The sequence below is a fragment of the Chryseobacterium indologenes genome (assembly GCF_001295265.1).
Classification (GTDB): domain Bacteria; phylum Bacteroidota; class Bacteroidia; order Flavobacteriales; family Weeksellaceae; genus Chryseobacterium; species Chryseobacterium indologenes_A.
In genome coordinates this window covers 1-20,555 of sequence record NZ_LJOD01000010.1, presented here as the reverse complement: position 1 = coordinate 20,555, position 20,555 = coordinate 1, and the positions used below count along the sequence as shown (strand labels likewise).

13 protein-coding genes and 1 riboswitch are annotated in these 20,555 nt (G+C 39.0%); of the genes, 3 read left to right on the top strand and 10 right to left on the bottom strand.

Annotated elements, in window-relative coordinates:
* Nucleotide 1 precedes the first annotated feature (1 nt).
* Complete coding sequence (locus AOB46_RS14755; protein ID WP_082377157.1) at nt 2–4,366, bottom strand: CusA/CzcA family heavy metal efflux RND transporter; 4,365 nt, start codon at nt 4,364–4,366, stop codon at nt 2–4.
* A gap of 136 nt (nt 4,367–4,502) precedes the next feature.
* Nucleotides 4,503–4,826 carry a DUF6660 family protein gene (locus AOB46_RS14750; protein ID WP_062700729.1) on the bottom strand — a complete coding sequence of 108 codons (324 nt, stop codon included), beginning with the start codon at nt 4,824–4,826 and terminating at the stop codon, nt 4,503–4,505.
* Between the two features lie 215 nt (nt 4,827–5,041).
* Between AOB46_RS14750 and AOB46_RS14745 the strand changes: the two genes are divergently transcribed.
* Nucleotides 5,042–5,362: a hypothetical protein gene (locus AOB46_RS14745; protein WP_062700727.1), complete on the top strand. Its 321-nt coding sequence runs from the start codon at nt 5,042–5,044 to the stop codon at nt 5,360–5,362.
* Between the two features lie 65 nt (nt 5,363–5,427).
* Here AOB46_RS14745 and AOB46_RS14740 read toward each other — a convergent pair whose 3' ends face one another.
* Both AOB46_RS14740 and AOB46_RS14735 read right to left on the bottom strand, forming a co-directional pair.
* On the bottom strand, nt 5,428–6,921 hold the full coding sequence (locus AOB46_RS14740) for a RagB/SusD family nutrient uptake outer membrane protein (RefSeq protein WP_062700724.1): 1,494 nt from the start codon (nt 6,919–6,921) through the stop codon (nt 5,428–5,430).
* Between the two features lie 18 nt (nt 6,922–6,939).
* Nucleotides 6,940–9,855, bottom strand: coding sequence for a SusC/RagA family TonB-linked outer membrane protein (locus AOB46_RS14735; protein ID WP_062700722.1), 2,916 nt, complete (start codon nt 9,853–9,855; stop codon nt 6,940–6,942).
* 83 nt (nt 9,856–9,938) lie between these two features.
* Nucleotides 9,939–10,036, bottom strand: a riboswitch (SAM riboswitch).
* Nucleotides 10,037–10,279: 243 nt separating this feature from the next.
* On the opposite strand from AOB46_RS14735, the gene AOB46_RS14730 reads away from it, so the two are divergent.
* A complete protein-coding gene (locus tag AOB46_RS14730) occupies nt 10,280–10,687 on the top strand; it encodes a type II 3-dehydroquinate dehydratase (protein WP_062700720.1) in 408 nt (135 codons plus the stop codon).
* A gap of 6 nt (nt 10,688–10,693) precedes the next feature.
* On the top strand, nt 10,694–11,146 hold the full coding sequence (locus AOB46_RS14725; protein WP_157845069.1) for a hypothetical protein: 453 nt from the start codon (nt 10,694–10,696) through the stop codon (nt 11,144–11,146).
* 45 nt (nt 11,147–11,191) lie between these two features.
* Here AOB46_RS14725 and pckA read toward each other — a convergent pair whose 3' ends face one another.
* From pckA to AOB46_RS14695, 6 genes are all read right to left on the bottom strand, one after another.
* Nucleotides 11,192–12,808, bottom strand: coding sequence for a phosphoenolpyruvate carboxykinase (ATP) (gene pckA / locus AOB46_RS14720; protein ID WP_062700716.1), 1,617 nt, complete (start codon nt 12,806–12,808; stop codon nt 11,192–11,194).
* Nucleotides 12,809–12,935: 127 nt separating this feature from the next.
* Nucleotides 12,936–13,841: a GYDIA family GHMP kinase gene (locus AOB46_RS14715; protein WP_062700956.1), complete on the bottom strand. Its 906-nt coding sequence runs from the start codon at nt 13,839–13,841 to the stop codon at nt 12,936–12,938.
* 10 nt (nt 13,842–13,851) lie between these two features.
* Nucleotides 13,852–14,727, bottom strand: coding sequence for an ACP S-malonyltransferase (fabD, locus tag AOB46_RS14710; protein ID WP_062700714.1), 876 nt, complete (start codon nt 14,725–14,727; stop codon nt 13,852–13,854).
* A gap of 70 nt (nt 14,728–14,797) precedes the next feature.
* A complete protein-coding gene (locus AOB46_RS14705) occupies nt 14,798–16,732 on the bottom strand; it encodes a LysM peptidoglycan-binding domain-containing protein (protein WP_062700712.1) in 1,935 nt (644 codons plus the stop codon).
* A gap of 38 nt (nt 16,733–16,770) precedes the next feature.
* The gene (gene bshC / locus AOB46_RS14700) at nt 16,771–18,357 is read right to left on the bottom strand and encodes a bacillithiol biosynthesis cysteine-adding enzyme BshC (RefSeq protein ID WP_062700710.1); all 1,587 of its coding nucleotides are present in this window, start codon (nt 18,355–18,357) and stop codon (nt 16,771–16,773) included.
* Between the two features lie 12 nt (nt 18,358–18,369).
* Nucleotides 18,370–20,307 (bottom strand): putative porin, encoded by a 1,938-nt coding sequence (locus AOB46_RS14695; protein ID WP_062700708.1) that lies wholly within the window; start codon nt 20,305–20,307, stop codon nt 18,370–18,372.
* Nucleotides 20,308–20,555 lie beyond the last annotated feature (248 nt).

Genomic DNA, 20,555 nt, shown 5'->3' with positions numbered 1-20,555 from the left:
GTTATTTATTAATGATTGAGTTAATGGTAACTACAGATTGGTTGACCTGCTGTATGGATTCTAAATATTTAAGCTGGATATTGGTGGCTGTCTGCAGGGCAAAAAGATATTCCACATAAGATATTTCTCCTGTTTTATAGCCTAGCTGCGCGGCTTTTACAATTTTCTCCGCATTCGGAACTGCCTGCCGGGTATAGTACTCATACTGCTGAGTGTCCTGCCGGTATTGGCTGAGAGCATTTTCCAGCTGCGCTGCAAGCTGTTGTTTCAGCATGCGGGCATTTGTTTCTGCGGCCTGTTTTTCATATTCTAAAGACCTCATCCTTGCTTTTGTTGCGCCAAAAGTCAATGGAATGGCAACCCCTACAGAGAATGAATTGAAACGGTCTCCGGCATTATAGAATTTTTCCTGTCCGTTTTTGGTATGAAACCCAATTAATGACTGGCTTGTAAGCCCCAGGCTGAATTCGGGAAGCCCCTGTGCTTTTTCAACATTTTTATTTTTCTCCGCTATTTCCATTTCATGGTAAAAAGCTTTCACTGCCGGATTATTTGCTACAGCTGTACTGTCGAGAATATTTTCGGGTTTTAAAGGCTCGTAACTGTTTTTAAAAGGAACTTCAAAGTCCTCCGGAGTATTTAGCAGGGTTTTTAAATTTTTATAGGCATTGTTCAGGTAGACTTCATTCTGCTTCAGCAGCAGATTAATTTCACCTTTTTGCGTTTCCGCCGTATTAATTTCAATCTTCTTAATATCTCCTGCTTTAAATCTTACGGTGGCAATTCTTATGAAATCCTGGTAAAGACTGTCCAGATTTTTCAGCTTTGACTGGTTATACTGAAGGTATTCAATCTGGTAATAATAAGTCCGTACCTGTTTCACCAGCTCATTAACAGAAATTTCCTTATCAATACGGCGGCTTTTGATGTTTTCATTGACCAGCTCTTTTCGTGCTTTGAAAAGCGTTGGAAATGGAATGCTCTGCGAAATAGCAAAAGACTGATCAAATTTCGGACTGTTATACTGACCCAGTTGGGCTTCAAAATTGAGTTTGGGAAGCTCTTTGGCCGTTCCCTTCAATGCTTCCGCAGATTGTATACTGAGATCTTTTGATTGTAACGTAAGATTATTCTCGGTTGCTATTTCTACCGCCTGCTCAACGGAGATCTGCCGGGTTTGTGCATTAAAAAGCTGTCCGGACATCAGAAAAACCAATATAATAATCATTGGAACAGAAGGTTTTATTTTAAAACTTCTTCCTGAAATCTTCGTATTAAAAATAATATAAAGCATTGGTAAAACGAATAAGGTCAGGAAAGTTGCGGTAACCAGCCCGCCAATTACTACGGTTGCCAGAGGTTTCTGTACTTCTGCTCCGGCTCCTGTGGAAATCGCCATAGGAAGGAATCCTAATGATGCTACAGTGGCAGTCATCAAAACAGGTCGCAGCCTGGTTTTAGTTCCTTCATATACTCTTTTCAGCACATCAGTTTCGCCTTCTTTTTCCAATTGATTGAATGTCCCGATCAGAACAATACCGTTAAGTACGGCAACGCCGAAAAGGGCAATAAATCCAATCCCAGCACTGATACTGAAAGGCATATCTCTCAGCAGCAGGGCAAATACTCCTCCAATGGCACTCATCGGAATGGCTGTAAAAATCAGAGCAGCCTGTTTGAAGGAATGAAAGGTAAAATACAACAGCATAAAGATCAGAAACAGGGAAACCGGAACGGCAATCATTAAGCGCTTACTGGCTTCCTGAAGGTTTTCAAACTGCCCCCCGTAGGTAAAGTAATACCCTGAAGGCAGCTTAACTTCTTTATCCAGTTTTGCCTGGATATCTTTTACCACACTCTGCACATCGCGGTCTTTTACATTAAACCCAATGACAATTCTTCTCTTTCCTTCTTCACGGCTGATTTGTGCAGGTCCAAGTTTATAACTGATATTGGCAACCTGGGATAATGGGATCTGTGCTCCTGAACCGGCAGAAATCATCAGGTTATTCACATCATCAATATTGGTTCTGTGAAGGCTGTCCAGGCGGACTACAAGATCAAAACGTCTTTCATTTTCAAAAACCTGCCCTGCTGCTTTTCCAGCAAATGCGGTGCTTACGGCATTGTTTACATCTTCAATATTCAGTCCGTAATTGGCCATTCTCGTTCTGTCATATACCACATTGATTTGCGGAAGCCCACTTACTCTCTCAATCTGCGGGGCAGTAGCTCCTTCAACCGTCTGAATGATCTTTCCTACTTTGTCTGCATACATTGAAAGAGAATCTAAGTTTTCACCAAAAATCTTAACGGCAACATCCTGTCTGATCCCCGTCATCAGCTCATTGAAACGCATCTGGATCGGCTGGTTCTTTTCGAAGAAAACTCCGGGAATAGTTTCCAGCTTTTCGCTGATCTCATCTCCCAGTTCTTCGTAAGATTTCTTCGATTTCCATTCGCTTTTTGGCTTTAAAACAATGATCATATCGGTTGCTTCGGGAGGCATGGGATCGGTAGGGACTTCGGCGGAACCGGTTTTTCCTACTACCATTTTTACCTCATCAAATTGCTTAATGATTCGTGAAGCCTGCATGGAGGTTTCTATACTCTGGCTCAGTGAGCTTCCCTGAGGCAGAATACAGTGAAAGGCATAGTCTCCTTCCTGTAGCTGAGGAATAAATTCGCCCCCCATATTTTTGAAAATAATAGCAGTAATAACGAATATGAAAACAGTCGCTGAGACGATGATATATTTTACTTTGATAGCTTTCTGCAGCAATGGCTGATAGATCTTCTGCAGACGATTCATCATTTTATCTGAAAAGGTTTCTTTATGGGATATATTTTTAGACAAAAACAAGGCACTCATCATCGGAATATAGGTGAGTGAAAGGATCAGCGCCCCCAAAATAGCAAATCCTACTGTTTTAGCCATTGGGGTAAACATTTTCCCTTCTACTCCCACCAGAGTAAGAATCGGAATATACACGATAAGAATAATAATCTCACCAAATGCGGCACTGTTCCGGATCTTGGATGCGGAAAGGAAAACTTCTTCATCCATTTCACTTTGGGTAAGTCTTCCTACAGATTTCCTAATTCCCAAATGATGCAGGGTTGCTTCCACAATAATAACAGCTCCGTCTACAATCAAACCGAAATCTATGGCTCCGAGACTCATCAGATTGGCACTTACTCCAAATACATTCATCATTCCCAAAGCAAATAGCAATGAAAGAGGAATAGCTGAAGCAACAATAAGCCCTGCTCTGAAGTTACCCAGAAAAACTACTAAAACGAAAATAACAATCAGGGCTCCTTCAATCAGGTTTTTTTCTACAGTATTGATGGCTCTGCCTACCAGATCTGTCCTGTCCAGGAACGGCTCTATCACCACATCATCCGGAAGTGATTTCTGAATGGTGGGAATTTTAGCTTTGATATTGCTTACGACTTCATTACTGTTGGCGCCTTTCAGCATCATAACAACGCCTCCAACAGCATCTACTTTTCCGTTATAGGTTAGTGCCCCGTAACGAACCGCACTTCCAAGCCGTACATCTGCAACGTCTTTGATAAAGATCGGAACACTTCCTGTTTCGTTTTTTACGGCAATACTTTTTATATCGTCCAGAGAGGTTACAAATCCAATCCCCCGGATGAAGTAAGCATTAGGCTTTTTGTCTATATAAGCTCCTCCAGTATTCTGGTTGTTTTTTTCCAGAGCGGTAAAGATATCAGTGATGCTTACACCCATTGCTTTCAGTCGGTCCGGATTTACAGCCACTTCGTATTGTTTTAATTCTCCTCCGAAACTGTTTACTTCTGCAACTCCCGGGGTTCCGTTAAGCTGTCTTCGGATGATCCAGTCCTGCATGGTACGAAGTTCTTTGGCATTGTATTTCTTCTCGCTTCCTTTCTTCGGATGGAGGATATACTGATAGACTTCTCCCAGTCCTGTACTTACAGGAGCCAGCTCCGGAGTTCCTACCCCTTTGGGAATTTCTTCTGCAGCCTGCTTCAGGCGTTCATTTATCAGCTGCCGGGCAAAGTAAACATCTACATTTTCTTTGAAAACAACGGTAATTACGGAAAGTCCGAACCTTGAGATGCTTCTTGTTTCTTCTATATCCGGAACATTGGCAATGCTCTGCTCTATAGGAAAGGTAACGAGCTGTTCCACTTCCTGTCCGGCCAGTGTAGGACAGACGGTGATAATCTGCACCTGATTGTTGGTAATATCAGGAACGGCATCTATGGGAAGCCTGGTAGCACTCCATACTCCCCAGATAATCAGCAGCAGGGTCATAATACCAACAACGACCTTGTTTTTGATGCTGAATTTTATAATTTTATCTAACACAATGTATTTTAATTTTTATGAATAAATAACTGGTACAGGAATGGTATTCCGGCACAAATATATCATGAAGGCCTCTGCAATGAAATTGCAAAGTCCAGGCACTCAGAAAGCATTACTTCCTGATTATCAATAAAAATTAAATTTTGGGAGGCTGCCAGATATGGTCATACACCTGATAAGCAAAATTGTTTTTCTGAAAAAGAATTTTCTTTGAGAAGTGAGCCGGAATATGATCCGGAATTTTCAGCAGGGAATACATTTTGAAAGCGGATACTGTAATCTGACAGCAGCTGCATGTACAAAGCGGTGAACAGATATCTCCTTTATCTTTGGAATGGGACTCCTCCGCATTAAAGGTAATCTTCACCTCCTCTGAGCCGGAAGGACGATGCACGTCTTCACACGGCATGAATGACAATGCCATGAAATAGAATGCTAATATCCATCTGAACAGGTTCATATCATACAAAGGTATACATTTTTTATGAATAAGGTTTTTAAATTTATTCTGACAAAACTGATCATCAATAAAATGACCAATCAGTTTTTATTAAAGTCCGTTCAAAAATTGTTCCGGATTGTACCCGCAAAAATAGTAGTTTTGTAATTGTACAAGCCATATCTACATCACAAAAGGCATCATCAGCATTGTTGTGGGGAAAACACATTAATTTAATGGAAAATAATAACCTTATGAAAATCGGAGATCTGAAGATACTACTTGAAGCTCTCCTTTCGAAACTAGACAACATAGATAGCAACCGGCCTGTTTTCTCAGACCAAGATTTATATTGGAATATCACTGATGAAGAATTATACGATCCTTATAAAGAACCTGTTGACCTCACTATGGGCAGCCTTTCAAATGACTGGGAATTTTTACAGAAAATGATGAATGGAGAAAGAGATATGATAGATTATGACCTCTATAAATTGGCAGCAATACTGAAATATTCAGGAAGTAAGGGGATTATTGCAAAAGAGTCTTCAAATTGATTAATTATAATTCAATAAAAAAAGCCACCGCACTAAGCGATGGCTAAAAAAATCAAATCTAATTATTACAGGTTAGGATTGTTCTCTATTTCCTTCTGTGGAATACTGAACAGATAATATCTGCTGTTCGGGGCAAAAGAGCTCTGGTCCGGGAAATTCAGGACCGAGTGCCCTCTTCCGTTGACGGTTTTTACCGTTCCGTCCGGAGTGGTTACCTGGACTTTAATCGGTTTTCCTTCCTCATCCACAAAAGCTTTTCTTTCTACAGCTCCCTGGGTACGGATCACATCTGAAAGGGAGAATCCTTCTCCAAATAATTCTTTTCTTCTTTCAATCAGGATAGCCTTTACCACTTCATTCTGGTCCAGTGATCCACTGTAAGGATTAGCATGTCTTGCAGATTTCAGCTGGTTCAACGCCGCTACAGCATTGGCGACATTTCCGGATCTGGCTTCTCCTTCCGCTTCAATCAGGTACATTTCTGCGGCCCTCATCAATACAATATCTGCGATAAGATTGGCCTTGAATTTAAATTTAGCATATCTCAGCAGCCCTTCCCGTCCCGGAAGACCATCCCAGGAAAATAGCTGAGATCTTATATCATTGGCATCAAACAGGTTTTTAAAATAAGGATCTGCCATAAAGCTGTAATAGTAGCTGCCTGAGGAAGATACATCCAGATAATGGAACGCATAGCTTGCATCCGACTGTTCCTGGGTTTGTCCGTGCCCCCAGATCCATTCCCCATTGCTGATATCATTGAACCCTTCTTTATATTTTTCCGGTGTCATCAGAGGAAAGCCGTTCCTTGCTGTTCTTGCCGCTTCAGCAGCCTTACTCCATTCCCCGGTATTCAGGTAAGTTCTTGCCAGAAGACCATTAACGACAGATCTATCGATCTTATCTTTATTATTTCTGGTATAATTTTTCAGCAGGTTATCAGCATCCGTCAGGTCACTTTTGATTAAAGTATAGATCTCTTCAAGACTAGCTCTTTTCTTCGGAGCAGAACTGATTGTTGATGGTTCCGTATAAATCGGAGCTGTTAAAGCTGTCTTATCCTTAAGGTAACTGAACTGGTAAAAGCTGGCCAGATTAAGATAACAGAAGGCACGAAGTGCTTTAGCCTGCCCTTTCACCTGGTCTTTTTTAGCCTGGCTTCCTTCTGTTCCATCGATACGGGTGATCACATTATTCATGTTGTTGATCGTGGAATACAGCATCGTCCAGATAAATTGCGGACGCCCCGCAGTATTGTTTACCATTTCAGCAAAAGCGTAAGCCGTAGGAAATCCGTATTTATTGGTCAGTACTGCAACATCGCTTCCCATTGCATCACTGGTTCTGAGTACTGTTGAATACCCGATGTTCGCAAACGTTGTTCCGTCATCATTAAATTTAGCCCATGTTCCGTTAATCACGGTTTCTGCACTTTCAGCGGTTTTAAACACTTCCGCACCATTGGCCTGATCTGTTGGAGCCGTTTCCAGCTCACTTTCACAGCTGGTAAGAGACCATGCTGCAACAAGGGCAAAAGATAAATATTTTAATTTTTTCATTGTTTCAATTTTAAAAGGTTAAAGTGTTGCCTGAAGACCGAAAGTTACCGTTCTCATGGCCGGATATCTGAAATAGGTTGTTCCTTCCAGTGCCTGTTCAGGATCAAGTCCTTTATGTTTGTAAAATGTCAGCAGATTTTCTGCCTGAATATAAATTCTGAATTTCTTCAGTCCAAGCTTTTCAAAATAATCTGAAGGCAGTGTATAGCCAAGATTGACATTTTTAAGCCTTGCATACGAGCCTGAATACAAAAATCTTGAAGAGCTTGAATTCCAGTTATTCGTCGTTGTGCTTAATGAAGGGACATCCGTGTAGGGATTTTCGGGTGTCCAGCGGTTCAGCATTTCAGTGCTCCAAGCGCGACCGGCGGAACTTCCGTTATACATGAGTGAAGTATAATCTGTGTCCAGAATCTTTCCTCCCAAACTGAAAGAAAGCAGCGCAGAGAAATCAAAATTCTTATAGACAATACTGGTGGTAACCCCTCCCATTAATTTTGGCAATGCTGATCCCTGCGGAGTTTTGGTTGCTTTTCCGTACTCCGAAGTCGTTCCGTCTATTGTATTTCCGTTTTCATCCTGATAAATATATCTCCACAACGGTTTTCCGGTGGCCGGATCCACTCCTTTCCATTCCTGGATAAAGAAATCATAGATAGAACCTCCTTCCTGCATACGTTTTGTTCCGCTGACTACAGTTCCTTTAGGAAGTTTAAGGATCTTATTCTTCAGAGTACTCAGGTTTACATCCACATTCCATTCGAAATCATCATTTTTGATGGGTGTTGTGAAGAGTGAGAATTCAAACCCGGTATTCTGGATGGTTCCGATATTGGCAGGAAAATCACTGATTCCCAAAGACGGAGCGGTCGGCATATTGAATAAAAGGTCCTGACTTTTTCGTTGAAAATACTCTATATTTCCTTTAATCCTGTTATTAAGAACGGCAAATTCAAGACCTGCATTGAAGTTAAGATTGGTTTCCCACTTCACGTCGTTCGTTGCCGTTTTGGTAAGAACCGTTCCCGGCTCACCTAAATTATTGTAAAACCGATACAGTTCCTGATAAGCATACAGCGTACCCAGCTTATCATTCCCCTGTCCTCCGTAACTCGCACGAAGGGTCAGCTGGTTGAAGAAGTTCAGGTTTTTGATGAAATCTTCATTGGAAGCTTTCCATGAAGCTCCTACCGACCAGAATTTCCCCCATCGGTTATCTCCGTAAAAACGGGACGATGCATCAGTTCTTGCCGATGCTGAAAGGAAATAGGTATTTTTAAAATCATATTCGGCTTTACCTAAGAAACTCAGTAGTGTCAGCTTATCACTCTTTCCGGTAAAGCTTCCTAACAATGCTGCTGCACTTGGCTCATAATAATACGGCAGCGAAAACTGGCTTCTGGTACCGGATATTGTCTGATAATCATATTTATAAAACTCCTGTCCTGCCAGGATATTAAAATGGTGCTGGCCGAATTTCTTGTCATACGTCAGGATATTACTCGTTGTATACGAAAGTGTCCTGGAATTGGAACGGCTCACCGAACCTCCTGTCTCTTTTCCTTGTCCTAAGATAGGATTGGTATAATAATGTCCGTTGTAATTCACCAAATCTACAGAGAAGCTGGATTTAAATTTCAGTTCCGGAAGAAAAGTAAAATCAAGAAAACCTTTTCCTGAAAAGTTATCTTCCCGGTTTTCATTTTTATCCAAAGGTAGTGTTGCTGCTAAATTCTGGTTCTGAAGCGCATTACTTGGTCTGTATTTTCCGAAATCAAACACCCTTTCTCCATCAGCATTCAGTCTATAGCTTCCGTCTGGATTTCTTTCATAATACGGATAAAAAGAAGGAATTGTTCTTGCTGCCTGAATCACATTGCTTGCTTTGGAATCCGAAGAAGTCGGAGCCTGCTGGATACTGTTCGTATAGCTTAAATTCACTCCTACGTTCAACCATTTTTTGACTTCTGAATTCAGCTTTAAGCGTGTGCTGTATTTTTTGAAACCAGATTGAATTGCAATTCCTTTATCATCCAGATAGCCTAACGAAAAGAAATAATTGCTTTTATCACTTCCTCCACTGATATCAAAATCAACCTGGTTTCTGGAAGCCATCCTCTGAAGAACATCTCTCCAGTCATCATTCCATAAAGCTTTTGCACCCGGCAGCAATTTCCCGTCTGTTCCTACAGGATTGGGATAACCCGGCCCGTACGGATTAATCCCCAGGGAAGACACAAGGTTATCTGAAGCCATCTGTGCTGCCTGCTGGGCAGAGATTTTATCAGATTTGTATCCGTTTCTCAAGGCCTCCCAATGCAGCTGGAAATACTGATCTGTATTTACCTGCTCATAGTCCTTAACGGCTCTTCCGGAAAATCCCTGACTGATATTGAAGTTAATTTTCGCTTCTCCTTTTTTACCGGATTTAGTGGTAATGATGATGATTCCGTTAGCTCCTCTTGATCCGTATAAAGCACTTGCCGTAGCATCTTTCAATACACTGATGGATTCAATATCATTCGGGCTGATGGAGTTGATATTTCCGTCAAACGGAATTCCGTCTACCACAAAAAGCGGATCACTGGAAGCACTTACAGAGCCAATCCCCCGTATTCTGATGGATGCTGTGGAGCCAGGCTGTCCTGAAGCACTTGCTGCCTGAATTCCCGGAACCTGCCCTTCCAGTGCTTTTGTAATGTTAGTAACAGGTCTGTTATTAATCTTATCGCTGGAAATAGTAGCTACAGACCCGGTATAACTGTTTCTTTTTGCCTTACCATAAGCCACTACTACTACTTCATCAATTTCTTTTTCACGGATTGTATCTTTTTTCGGCTGGGTTTCCTGCGCGTTCACAGTAGCAATTCCAAGAAAAAATACAGCAACCGGAGGAATCCAAATTTTAGATTTAATTAAATATTCACCAATCATAATCAATTTTATTTATCATATATTAAAAATTTACCCTTTGCAGAAAAGTCAGCAAAGGGCATCGATAAATACGATTAACCAAATGCTTATTTTTCCTTTAAAGGCTGAATGTAACACCTTGCACAGAGGCAGGTTGTTAAGACTTCACGGGGTCAGTTCCCTCCATCTTTCTTTATAAGCCGATCGAAATATGTCTGCAAATCTAAAAACAATTAGTCTACAAAACAAGTAGACTTATATTTTTTTAATGAAATTTTTTCAAAAATTAACTTAATTTTTAATTAAAATCCATCACATCAAAGTATTACACAGTTATTGATTTCGTAAATATGATAAATATCATTATGAATTATTCAAAGAAGAAAAAACTGAGATTAGAAAAAAAATACTTCATTAACTGAACTAAACTTTCTAAATTTATAACATGAAAATTTTAATTGTCAATGGCCCCAATCTGAACCTGCTGGGCACGAGAGAACCCGAAATCTATGGAAGTATTTCTATGGAGACCTGCTTTACAGAACTGAAAAATGAGTTTCCAGCCCACGAACTGGATTATTACCAGTCTAATATTGAAGGGGAAATTATCAACAGACTGCAGGAAGATGATTTTGATGCTCTGGTCATTAATCCGGGAGCCTATACTCACTATTCCTATGCCATCGCAGACTGCTTAAAGAACATCAGCAAGCCGAAAATTGAGGTACATATCAGCAATATTTACAAACGTGAAGAATTCCGCCAGAAATCTGTAACGGCAGCTCATACGGATGCTGTATTGTCCGGATTTGGAATGGACGGGTATCGGTTAGCGATCCTTAGTTTAAAATAAATCCAATTGGCTGATTCCATGAAAATAAAAGACAAGGTTTATTGCAAATGTATTTCTATTTTTCCAAGCCAACTTACCAAGAGGAAATCATATATCATTGAAGAAATAGGTCCTGATAATATCAGAATCTATAACGATGAGAACAAACTGAAATGGTATTCGAAATTTTATTTTAGTTTAAATAATGAACCCGAAATAATTTCAATTCATATAGATGACGAAATACTATATGAAGAATCTGATACCGTAGAAGTAACTATTAAATTCTCAAATAATGATAAATACTGGGTAATTTTTACTACGCCTAAATATTTGGATGAAGCATTGAATGAAGAACCTTTTTATTCAGTATCTAAATATATCGTTGTCAAAAAGATTAATGAGCATTCAATTCAAACAGCAATTCATAAACTAGACGAACAAAACGAATTGCTTGAAAACTGCAGAAAATACAAATAAAAAAGCCCCATCAATGATGAGGCTTTCTATGTATAAGATATCTGATTAGATAGTTTGTTCCTGCAATTGAGGACCTGAAGCGATTAGCTTTCTTCCTTCTTCAGTATCACAGTACTGCTCAAAGTTTTTAATGTATCTCGCCGCAAGATCTTTTGCTTTTTCTTCCCACTCTGAAGCATTGCTGTATGTTTCTCTAGGATCAAGGATACCTTCGGAAACATTTGGAAGCTGTGTAGGAATTTCAAGGTTCATGATAGGAACTTTTGTTTTAGGTGCGTTATCAATAGAACCATCGATGATCGCATCGATAATCGCCCTTGTATCTTTCAGAGAGATTCTGTTCCCAGTTCCATTCCATCCTGTATTAACAAGATACGCTTTTGCTCCATGCTCTTTCATTTTACCGATCAGTGTTTTAGAATACATAGTCGGGTGAAGGGTAAGGAATGCTTCTCCGAATGCAGGAGAGAAAGACGGCTGAGGTTCAGTAATTCCTCTTTCTGTTCCGGCTAACTTTGATGTATATCCGCAAAGGAAGTGGTATTGTGCCTGATTATCATCCAGAATGGAAACCGGAGGAAGTACCCCGAACGCATCTGCAGAAAGATAAACGATCTTCTTAGCATGTCCTGCTTTTGAAGGAAGAACAATTTTATTGATATGATAGATTGGGTATGATACTCTTGTATTTTCAGTGATAGATCCGTCTTTATAGTCTGCAACACCGTTGTTTATCACTACATTCTCTAAAAGTGCATCTCTCTTGATTGCTCTGAAAATATCCGGTTCTTTTTCTTCGGAAAGGTCAATTACTTTAGCATAGCAACCTCCTTCATAGTTGAATACTCCGTTGTTATCCCAACCGTGCTCGTCGTCACCGATAAGGTATCTTTTAGGGTCAGCAGACAAGGTCGTTTTACCAGTTCCTGAAAGACCAAAGAAAAGAGCAACATCTCCTTCTTCACCTACGTTTGCAGAACAGTGCATAGACGCCATACCTTTCAACGGAAGATAATAGTTCATCATGGCAAACATTCCTTTCTTCATTTCACCACCGTACCATGTACCTCCGATAATCTGAAGTTTTTCTGTAAGATTGAACATAATGAAGTTTTCAGAGTTCAGTCCCTGAGCTTCCCAGTTCGGGTTGGTTGTTTTGGAACCGTTGATAACTGTGAAATCAGGCTCTCCGAAGTTTTCAAGCTCATAGTGAGACGGACGGATGAACATATTCGTAACGAAATGAGCCTGCCACGCTACTTCAACGATGAACCTTACTTTTAGTCTTGTATCTGCATTGGTTCCGCAAAAAGCATCAACAACATAGATTTTCTTAGCTTCAGCAAGCTGGTTCAGCACTAATCCTTTACAAGAATCAAAAATTTCTGCTGTAGTAGGAAGATTTACTTTTCCGTCCCAGAAAATTGTGTCTCTTGTAACATCATCCTGAACAATATATCTGTCTTTAGGTGAACGACCTGTGAAAATTCCAGTTTTTACTGATACTGCACCTGATTCCGTAAGTTCAGCTTTCTCAAAGCCTTGATTTTCAGGAGATACTTCAGCCTGATATAATTCTTCGTAAGAAGGGTTATATACCACCTCGTAATTTCCTTTAATCCCTAATTTTTCTAAATCCTGGATGATTTTAGCGTGTTTCATTTTACTTATATTTTCTATTTCTTTATTGGGTTCAACAAAATTAATATTAATTATTTGTTAAAGGTGGTTTAAATATAATGATATAAGTCAGAATGACAAATAAAAAAACAGGATTGTAAATTACTGATTACGAGTTTATTATTTCAGACCATTCAAAAACACTGGTGAAACCTTTTCCCCAAAAATAGTCCTTAAAGCCTTCAAATTTGGCGCTCATTACAAAATCCCCGCCCCATGCTCCCAGACTTTTAACAAAAACGGGACAATCTGCGAAAAACTTTTCCTTAACTGTAGGAATTTCAATGAAATCTGAAATTTTATGTTCATGAATCATCATCAGTTCAGAAAAATTTTCCAATTCATTGCATAATAAAACTTTTTTTGTCAAATCCGAAAATTCAAGGATCAGTTCCGGAGACTTTACTTTTGATTTGTAAAGTTTAATTCCTTCGCGGCTATCCTGCTTCTGATTTAGGTGAATAAAAATAAGCTCATTTTTGAAAGACGGATTGAAGCCTGTTTTTTCATACCATATTTCAGGCTTACTTTTAAACAATACAGCCGATTTCTCTCTGGCCACTGCAATATCGTATCCGCTCCCGCCAAGGCTGATGCTGTTTAAATGAAAAGGATCAATTCCGGCCCATTCGGCTAGATTATTCATTAAGGTTGAACTGCTTCCCAGTCCGTAATCTGCAGGAAACTGAAGATTAGTTTTTAAAGAATAGGAAAAACGGTTTTTGAACTGGGTTTCTGAAAGCTGCTGAACGTTTTTAAGGGTTTTGAGAATAAATTCAGCAGCTGACGGCAGATTGGTTTCCTGGATCTGCCAGTTTTTGTAATTGATGACTGCTTTCAGCCATAATTTATTCTGATGATAGGCTTCCCAGAAAATAAGGAATTTTCCATCATCTTTTTCTTCAAAAAAAAACTCTTGTCCCAGCAGCGTTGGTACCGCCAGGACAAGAGCTCCGTCTATCGCGAAATATTCTGAAGTAAGCATAAGCTTTCCCGGTGAAAATATTTCGCCCATATGATTTTTATTAGATGGCTGAAGCCACTTCCACAGCAGCATCAATTTTCTTAATCAGTCCCTGAAGTGTTTTTCCAGGACCTACTTCCACAAAATTAGAGGCACCGTCTTTGATCATATTCTGAACAGACTGCGTCCACTTTACAGGACCTGTAAGCTGAGCGATCAGATTTTGCTTGATCTCATCAGGATTGGTAATGGCTGTAGTGGTAATATTCTGATAAACCGGAATGGTTGCTTTTCTGAATTTTGTTTTTTCAATGGCAGCGGCCAATCTTTCCTGTGCCGGCTGCATTAAAGGTGAGTGGAATGCTCCGTTTACCGGAAGTAATAATGCTCTTCTGGCTCCTGCTTCTTTAAGCTTTGCGCAGGCTTCTTCTACTGCAGGTGTCTCTCCTGAAATAACAAGCTGTCCCGGACAGTTATAATTGGCAGGAACTACAATTCCATTGATTGATGCACAAATTTCCTCAACTTCAGTATCTTCAAGACCTAAAATTGCAGCCATTGAGCTTGGATTGGCATCACAAGCTTCCTGCATCGCTTTTGCTCTCTCGGAAACTAATTTCAGTCCATCATCAAAAGACAGAACTCCATTGGCAACCAATGCTGAAAATTCTCCTAAAGAATGTCCTGCAACCATCTCAGCTCCAAGACCGTTTACTGCTTTTAGAGCAGCTACTGAATGTATAAATATAGAAGGCTGGGTAACCTCTGTTTTCTTAAGATCTCCATCTGTTCCGTTAAACATAATGGAAAGAATATCGAAACCTAAGATTTCATTGGCAGACTCCATCAGATCTTTGATATCTTTTCTGGAATCATACAATTCTTTTCCCATTCCGACAAACTGAGAACCCTGCCCAGGAAATACAAGTGCTTTCATGTATTGAATTAAATATTATGCAAATATAAATATAATGTTAAAATAATTCTGTTAAAGAAATATAAATCCTTTATGGTACTAATCTGATTACACGGTAACCTGTATTTACATAAGCTCCGTTAGCTTTAGATTTTACAAATTCGAACTTGGTAGCCAGCTGTGTCTGTACTTTGTTCATCTGCTTAAAGATCTCTCCTTTTTTGTTTTCTCTCGTCAGCATATCATTGACTACATCAAAACCTACAACGGCATATTTAGGAGGTGTCTTACAATATTTTGTTTTGTATGCTGCCAGGATTTCTTTTTCAAAATTCCCGTCGGTATTAATTTTTCTGTCCATCAGGTATACAAGGCTAGCCTGACTCAACTCATCAACTTTCTTTTCGAAAACCGGAGAATAGTACATACTGAATGCTTTTACTCCCTGAACTTCTTTGGAAAGACTGATCATTCTATTCGCAAAAGCTTCTCCCGCAGCATCAGCATCACTTGCTAAAATAGCAATAACCGGAGCTGACTGTCCTGTCATCATATTCTGATCCAGCTGGATTTCAGCAGGGGAATTAACAATGATAACATTGGGATTTTTAACGGCTTTTTCAAGTCCGCCTTTGATGTACGCTGCCATTTCTTTTTTGCTGTCAGCAACAACGTATATTTTCTGGTCTGAATAAACAGATTTAACTTCTTCTACGATTTTATCAGCATAGGTCTGGTCATTAGTTTCTACAATGATCAGGTTACTGTAATTATACAGTTCCGGTGAGTTGGCAAATGGGGCTACGATAGGAATTTTCTGATTTTTGGTAAAATCAAGAACATCAATCACATTAGACTTAAAGAATGGGCCAATAATCAGGTCTGTATTATCCGGGTTAATTTGTGTGAGTGAATTTCTGAATGATGCCTCATTTCCTGAATCCACGATCTTAATATCCAGCTTCTGTCCTCCCCTTGCATTTCTTTCAATGGCAAGTTTAGCTCCTGTAAGGAAATCCATGGCCATTCCTCTGTATTGGGTTTCATTGGTGCTGTATCCAAATGGAAGCATTAATACTACGCTTAGTGCATCTCCATTTTTCTTTACGTAAGCCGGGTCCTGCTTTTTGATCTTTAATACCATTCCTGCTTTCAGCCCGTGGGAAAGATCAGGGTTAAGTGCAATCAGCTCATCTATGGAAATTCCAAATTTATTGACAATAGAGAAAACAGTATCTCCCTGTTGAACGGTATAGGTAACATAATCATCAGCCGTTGCTCCTGCAGATCCTGCTGAGGATCTTTCATTGCCTGAGTCTATTTTTGTTTTCGGATTTACCGCTTCTGAAGCGGCATCCGTATCTGATTTTTTAATATTGATGGTTTCGCCAGGTTTCAGGCCTTTTTCTTCTAATCCGGGATTTAAAGCAAAAAGTTCCTGCTGGCTGATTCCAAACTGTTTTGAAATTCTGTAATAATTATCTTTTGCCTGGATAACATAGGTTCCTTTATCTGAAGAGCCGGAAGCTACAGGTTTTTCAGACGGTGTGTCAACAGGTTTCGCTACAACGGGAGCTGTCTGCTGCCCTCCGCCATATTTTTTTATGCTTTCAAGAGGTAGTGTGATTTCGTCACCAATCTTCATATGAGAATCCAGTTCAGGGTTCAGCTTTCGAAGATCTGTTTCAGAAATGCGGTACTGTTTTGTAATTCCGTAAACGGTTTGCTTTGGCTGTAATACAATTTTCCCAACTGATACTCCTCCTGTATTCGGTTTTGCTTTTTCAGCGGGAACAGGTTTAGAAACCGGTGTGGTATGTTTTTCAGCTTTTACTGTAAGAACATCACCAATAGCCAGTTTTCCGTCTTTGAATTTTGGATTCAGCTTTAACAATTCGTCTACAGTTATCCCGTACTTTTTAGCGATATTATAAGGATTATCTCCTTTGGCAACGGTATGTGAATTTTGAGCAGACACCCCCAAAACCATACATAAACTGGACAGAATAAAAAACCTCTTTATCATATTCGATAATTATAATTTACAAAAATACTTCTTTAAAATTAAATGGCAACAATTATTAATTTGGATTCTTGAACCACCATTTCTTGCAAACAATTTTCAAGCCATGAATACCCGTAATCTGAAAAGAATACGCTGAAGTTATATACCCTCTCCTGCCAGGTCTTAGACGGATGTATATCTAAAAATAGATTCTCCAGCCTTTCCAGCAGTTCGTTCTGTTTTATTTTCTCTGCATGAAGAAGTCTCTTTTTCATTCTTTTGAAAGATTTCAACTGTCTTACTTCTTCAGCTTTCACCATATTTCCGAAAGATTTTTCTGTAGTTTCCGCAACAGCTTTCAATTCTGAAAAACTTTTTTCCAGCAGCATTTCTTTTTCTTCCAGCAATTTTAAAACATTACTGTCTTCTAAAATTTTCTGATTGGTAATGTTTGTAAAGCTTCCAAAAAAGTCTTCAATTTTAAGACCCAGTTTTTCTATTTTCCCCAGTGTTTTTTCCGGAAGGAAAAGCATTGAGTTTCTCGGAATCAGAATTGGAAAGGGAATATTGATTTTTGAAAAGTAATCTTTGAGCTCAAGCCAGTACATAATTTCTGCATTCCCGCCAATATAAGCAAGATTGGGAAGTACTTTTTCCTGATAAACGGGACGCATCAGAGCATTTGGACTGAACTTTTCAGGATTATTTTCCAGTTCATGCAGAATCTGCTCCTGTGTGAATCTGATGTCTTTATCTACTATAGTATAAAAAGTACCATTAAAATCTATTCTGTCTCTTGTTTCTGAGAGATAAAAAAGATTAATTTCTCTTGGATTGACCTGAACTTTGCCGTATTTCTCTTTCAGAAAGCTTACTTTTTCTTTTGAGTTACTGTAAAGGCTGAAATTCAGAAGCTCGTCTTTGAAGATTTCTTTAACCTGCGTTTTAAGTGTTCTGGAATCTCCGTCTATCATCAACAGTCCAAATTCTGAGAAAAGTCTGTTAACTAAAATTTGTATTGCCCGGGTAAGCGTATTTCCTGTTTTGTAAGCTTCTTTCAGCATCAGAACCAGTTCTGTTCCGAAAACAGAATCTTTAAATTCCTTTTCAAATTCTGAAATGAAAAAGGTATCGCTGACTTTCATTCTTCCAACAGGCCCACCGGATTTTTCGTTAATCTCGTAATAGTTACTTTCTGTTTTGAAATGATTGATCTCTGCAAAATCATGATCTTCAGAAGCCATCCAGTATACCGGAACAAAGTTGAAGTCCGGAAAGTTTTCTTTCAGGAAGGTACATGTTTTGATGGTCTGCAAAATTTTGTAGATAAAGAAAACAGGGCCGGAAAAAAGATTCAGCTGATGTCCGGTTGTGATGGTAAATGTATCAGGCCATTTCAGCCTGTCGAGGTTTTCTCTCTGCCTTGAAGAAAGAGGTAAGCCTTCCAGCTGTTTTTCCAATTCATCTGCCAGTATATTTCTCTGATCCTGGGTAAAAGAGTCTTTTTTAAGATGAATTTGTTTTCTGAAATGCTCTAAAGAAAACATATTTTCTTCAAATCCCCCGATGTTTTGGCTCAGAAAATCTTTCACCAGCTGAGGGATACTTTCTATGTCGTTAAATGATATTTTACTGATTGTTTTCAACTTGTTTTTCTTTTAGTTGAACAAATACCACACAATTCCGATGTTAAGCCTGAAATCATAAACAGGATAGTGTGGAAATGCATAGGCTTTATTACTGGAAACTACAGTTCCGATCTGCTGTCCTTCTACGTAAAAGAACATTTTTTTCACCTTCATATTGATATAAAGATCGGCAATAGGCTGCCCTCCGATTGAGAATGCCTCTGCATTGGGAAGAATGTATTCATTCAGGATCGGGAAATAATCTCTTGATGCAAATTTAGAGAAGTAATATACTTTTAATCCGGCCTGAATTTCGGCAGCTTTTTTGAATGCATGGGTCTGATAGAAGAAATTTGCTCTTCCGATAAAGCCTGGCAGAGGAAGCAGTTCTTTATTGGTTAATGTATTCTGGAAATGAAGCCTTGTATTCAAATGAAATTTACCAAAGCTGAAGGTTGCATCTCCTCCTATCTGGGAAATATTCAGTGAGCTCTCGCTTTGTTTCGGGGTGGCATTGCTGTCAAAATAAGTATAATTTTCTATTCTGAAATAATTGGCAAAAAGTTCCGTTTTGAACCATTTCAGGTTGACACTTCCTCCGATCTCTGTTACAGATTGGTTCTTTGCATTCTCAAGGTAATAATTGAAACCATTATAAACAGAAGTGTTCAGTAAATAATTGAAGGAAGGATAAGCACTTTGAAAATTTACTCTGGTATTAACAAAATAATCTTTTATGGGTTCAAACTTAAGGTTGTTGGTTGTTCTGAGATAACTTCCGAACAGACTTCCGTTTGAGAACTCTAAAAAGGATTTCAGCTGAATCTTATCCCAAAGTTTGACCTGAAGATTTCCTACGGCACCAATTCTATTTTCTTTCAATTCTCCGGGAAGAGCTATTCCATTAATCGTTGCAAAATCCCGGACACCGAATTTCAGCATCTGGTAACGAACTCCGGCATCAAGTTTGAGTCTTTCATTGTTAAAAACAAGGCTTACTGTATTGCTGAAATTATCTGAATATTTTTTGGTTGTCAGGGGAAAACCATTCGTTACCTCTGTCGCTGCATCTGTATACCAATATGGCTCCAGCTGTCCCTGATTATAATAATATTTATTTCCCTGATGGAAAATGGTATGCCTTATACTGAAAGGAAATTTCTCTGCATTGAACGGTGTAAACTGATGGCTCAGGTAATATCTTCTATAAGAGAACTGTGAGCTGGATGACGCCAGGTTCACCTGTGCATTCTGCCTGTTCTTGTAATTGCTGTCTCCGCTCTGGAATCTTGCATCATCTACAATTCCCCCACTTTCCTGATTGTTGACATTCTGATGCAGGTAATGGGCAAATAGTTCATAGTTTCCACTCTTGGAAACATAGTGCCCGGAAAAGAGGGTATTGTTATTAGCGGCCAGTGAATTCCTATAAAAACCCTGTGAACGAAGTCCCATATACTCAATGGCAAAGTTGAACCTTTTGCCGATATTCTGGGTATAGGTAGAATTAAGGGCAGCACCGTTTTTCATTGCGGTATGGTAAATGAAAGATGCTGTAGGAGTCTTTACGTCATAGTATTTAATATCATCTGCTCCTAAGATCATGTAGGATTTATTGGAAGGCAGAAGAGACAGATTCTGTTCAGCGTTCACTCCATATATCAGAGGATTGAATCCTGCACCAATATTAGCAGGCTGGACTCTTCCAAAATTATCCCGGTTATTGTATTGGGAAAAGATATGGGTCTTATCAAAAGTCATTACGGTATCAAAAACTTTCTTTTCAGAAAACTGGGTCTGATACAGATAATCATTGATGGTAGGTTTAAAAATTTTCAGGGAATCTTTTTTCCCTGAATCAATGACAAGGGTGTCTTCTGCTTTTTTAACGATTTTACCAGAGTCTGTTTTGACTGTCTGAGCTTTAACATTAAAGCATATGAAGAGTATGATGATGAAATATCTCATTGTAATATTTAAGCTACAAAAATATAAAATCTGCTACAATGTATTCATATAAGTTGTGAGTTTAATTAAATGGGGTAATTAATCTTCTGAAAATATTACCTTTTTAAATGAGTATCTTTAGAATATTTCAGAAATTATTTTTATTCCATAAAAAAAAAGCAGCAACATGTGACCATGTTACTGCTTTTAAAAATTTATATAAGTGTTCTTCTGTGAAGAAGCTTTTACTTATTAAAGTGAGTTGTCAT

Excerpts from the sequence above, each read along its gene's own strand:
- AOB46_RS14750 (WP_062700729.1), bottom strand. The coding sequence starts at position 4,826 with ATGAACCTGTTCAGATGGATATTAGCATTCTATTTCATGGCATTGTCA.
- AOB46_RS14745 (WP_062700727.1), top strand. The coding sequence starts at position 5,042 with ATGGAAAATAATAACCTTATGAAAATCGGAGATCTGAAGATACTACTT.
- AOB46_RS14740 (WP_062700724.1), bottom strand. The coding sequence starts at position 6,921 with ATGAAAAAATTAAAATATTTATCTTTTGCCCTTGTTGCAGCATGGTCT.
- AOB46_RS14735 (WP_062700722.1), bottom strand. The coding sequence starts at position 9,855 with ATGATTGGTGAATATTTAATTAAATCTAAAATTTGGATTCCTCCGGTT.
- AOB46_RS14730 (WP_062700720.1), top strand. The coding sequence starts at position 10,280 with ATGAAAATTTTAATTGTCAATGGCCCCAATCTGAACCTGCTGGGCACG.
- pckA (WP_062700716.1), bottom strand. The coding sequence starts at position 12,808 with ATGAAACACGCTAAAATCATCCAGGATTTAGAAAAATTAGGGATTAAA.
- AOB46_RS14715 (WP_062700956.1), bottom strand. The coding sequence starts at position 13,841 with ATGGGCGAAATATTTTCACCGGGAAAGCTTATGCTTACTTCAGAATAT.
- fabD (WP_062700714.1), bottom strand. The coding sequence starts at position 14,727 with ATGAAAGCACTTGTATTTCCTGGGCAGGGTTCTCAGTTTGTCGGAATG.
- AOB46_RS14705 (WP_062700712.1), bottom strand. The coding sequence starts at position 16,732 with ATGATAAAGAGGTTTTTTATTCTGTCCAGTTTATGTATGGTTTTGGGG.
- AOB46_RS14695 (WP_062700708.1), bottom strand. The coding sequence starts at position 20,307 with ATGAGATATTTCATCATCATACTCTTCATATGCTTTAATGTTAAAGCT.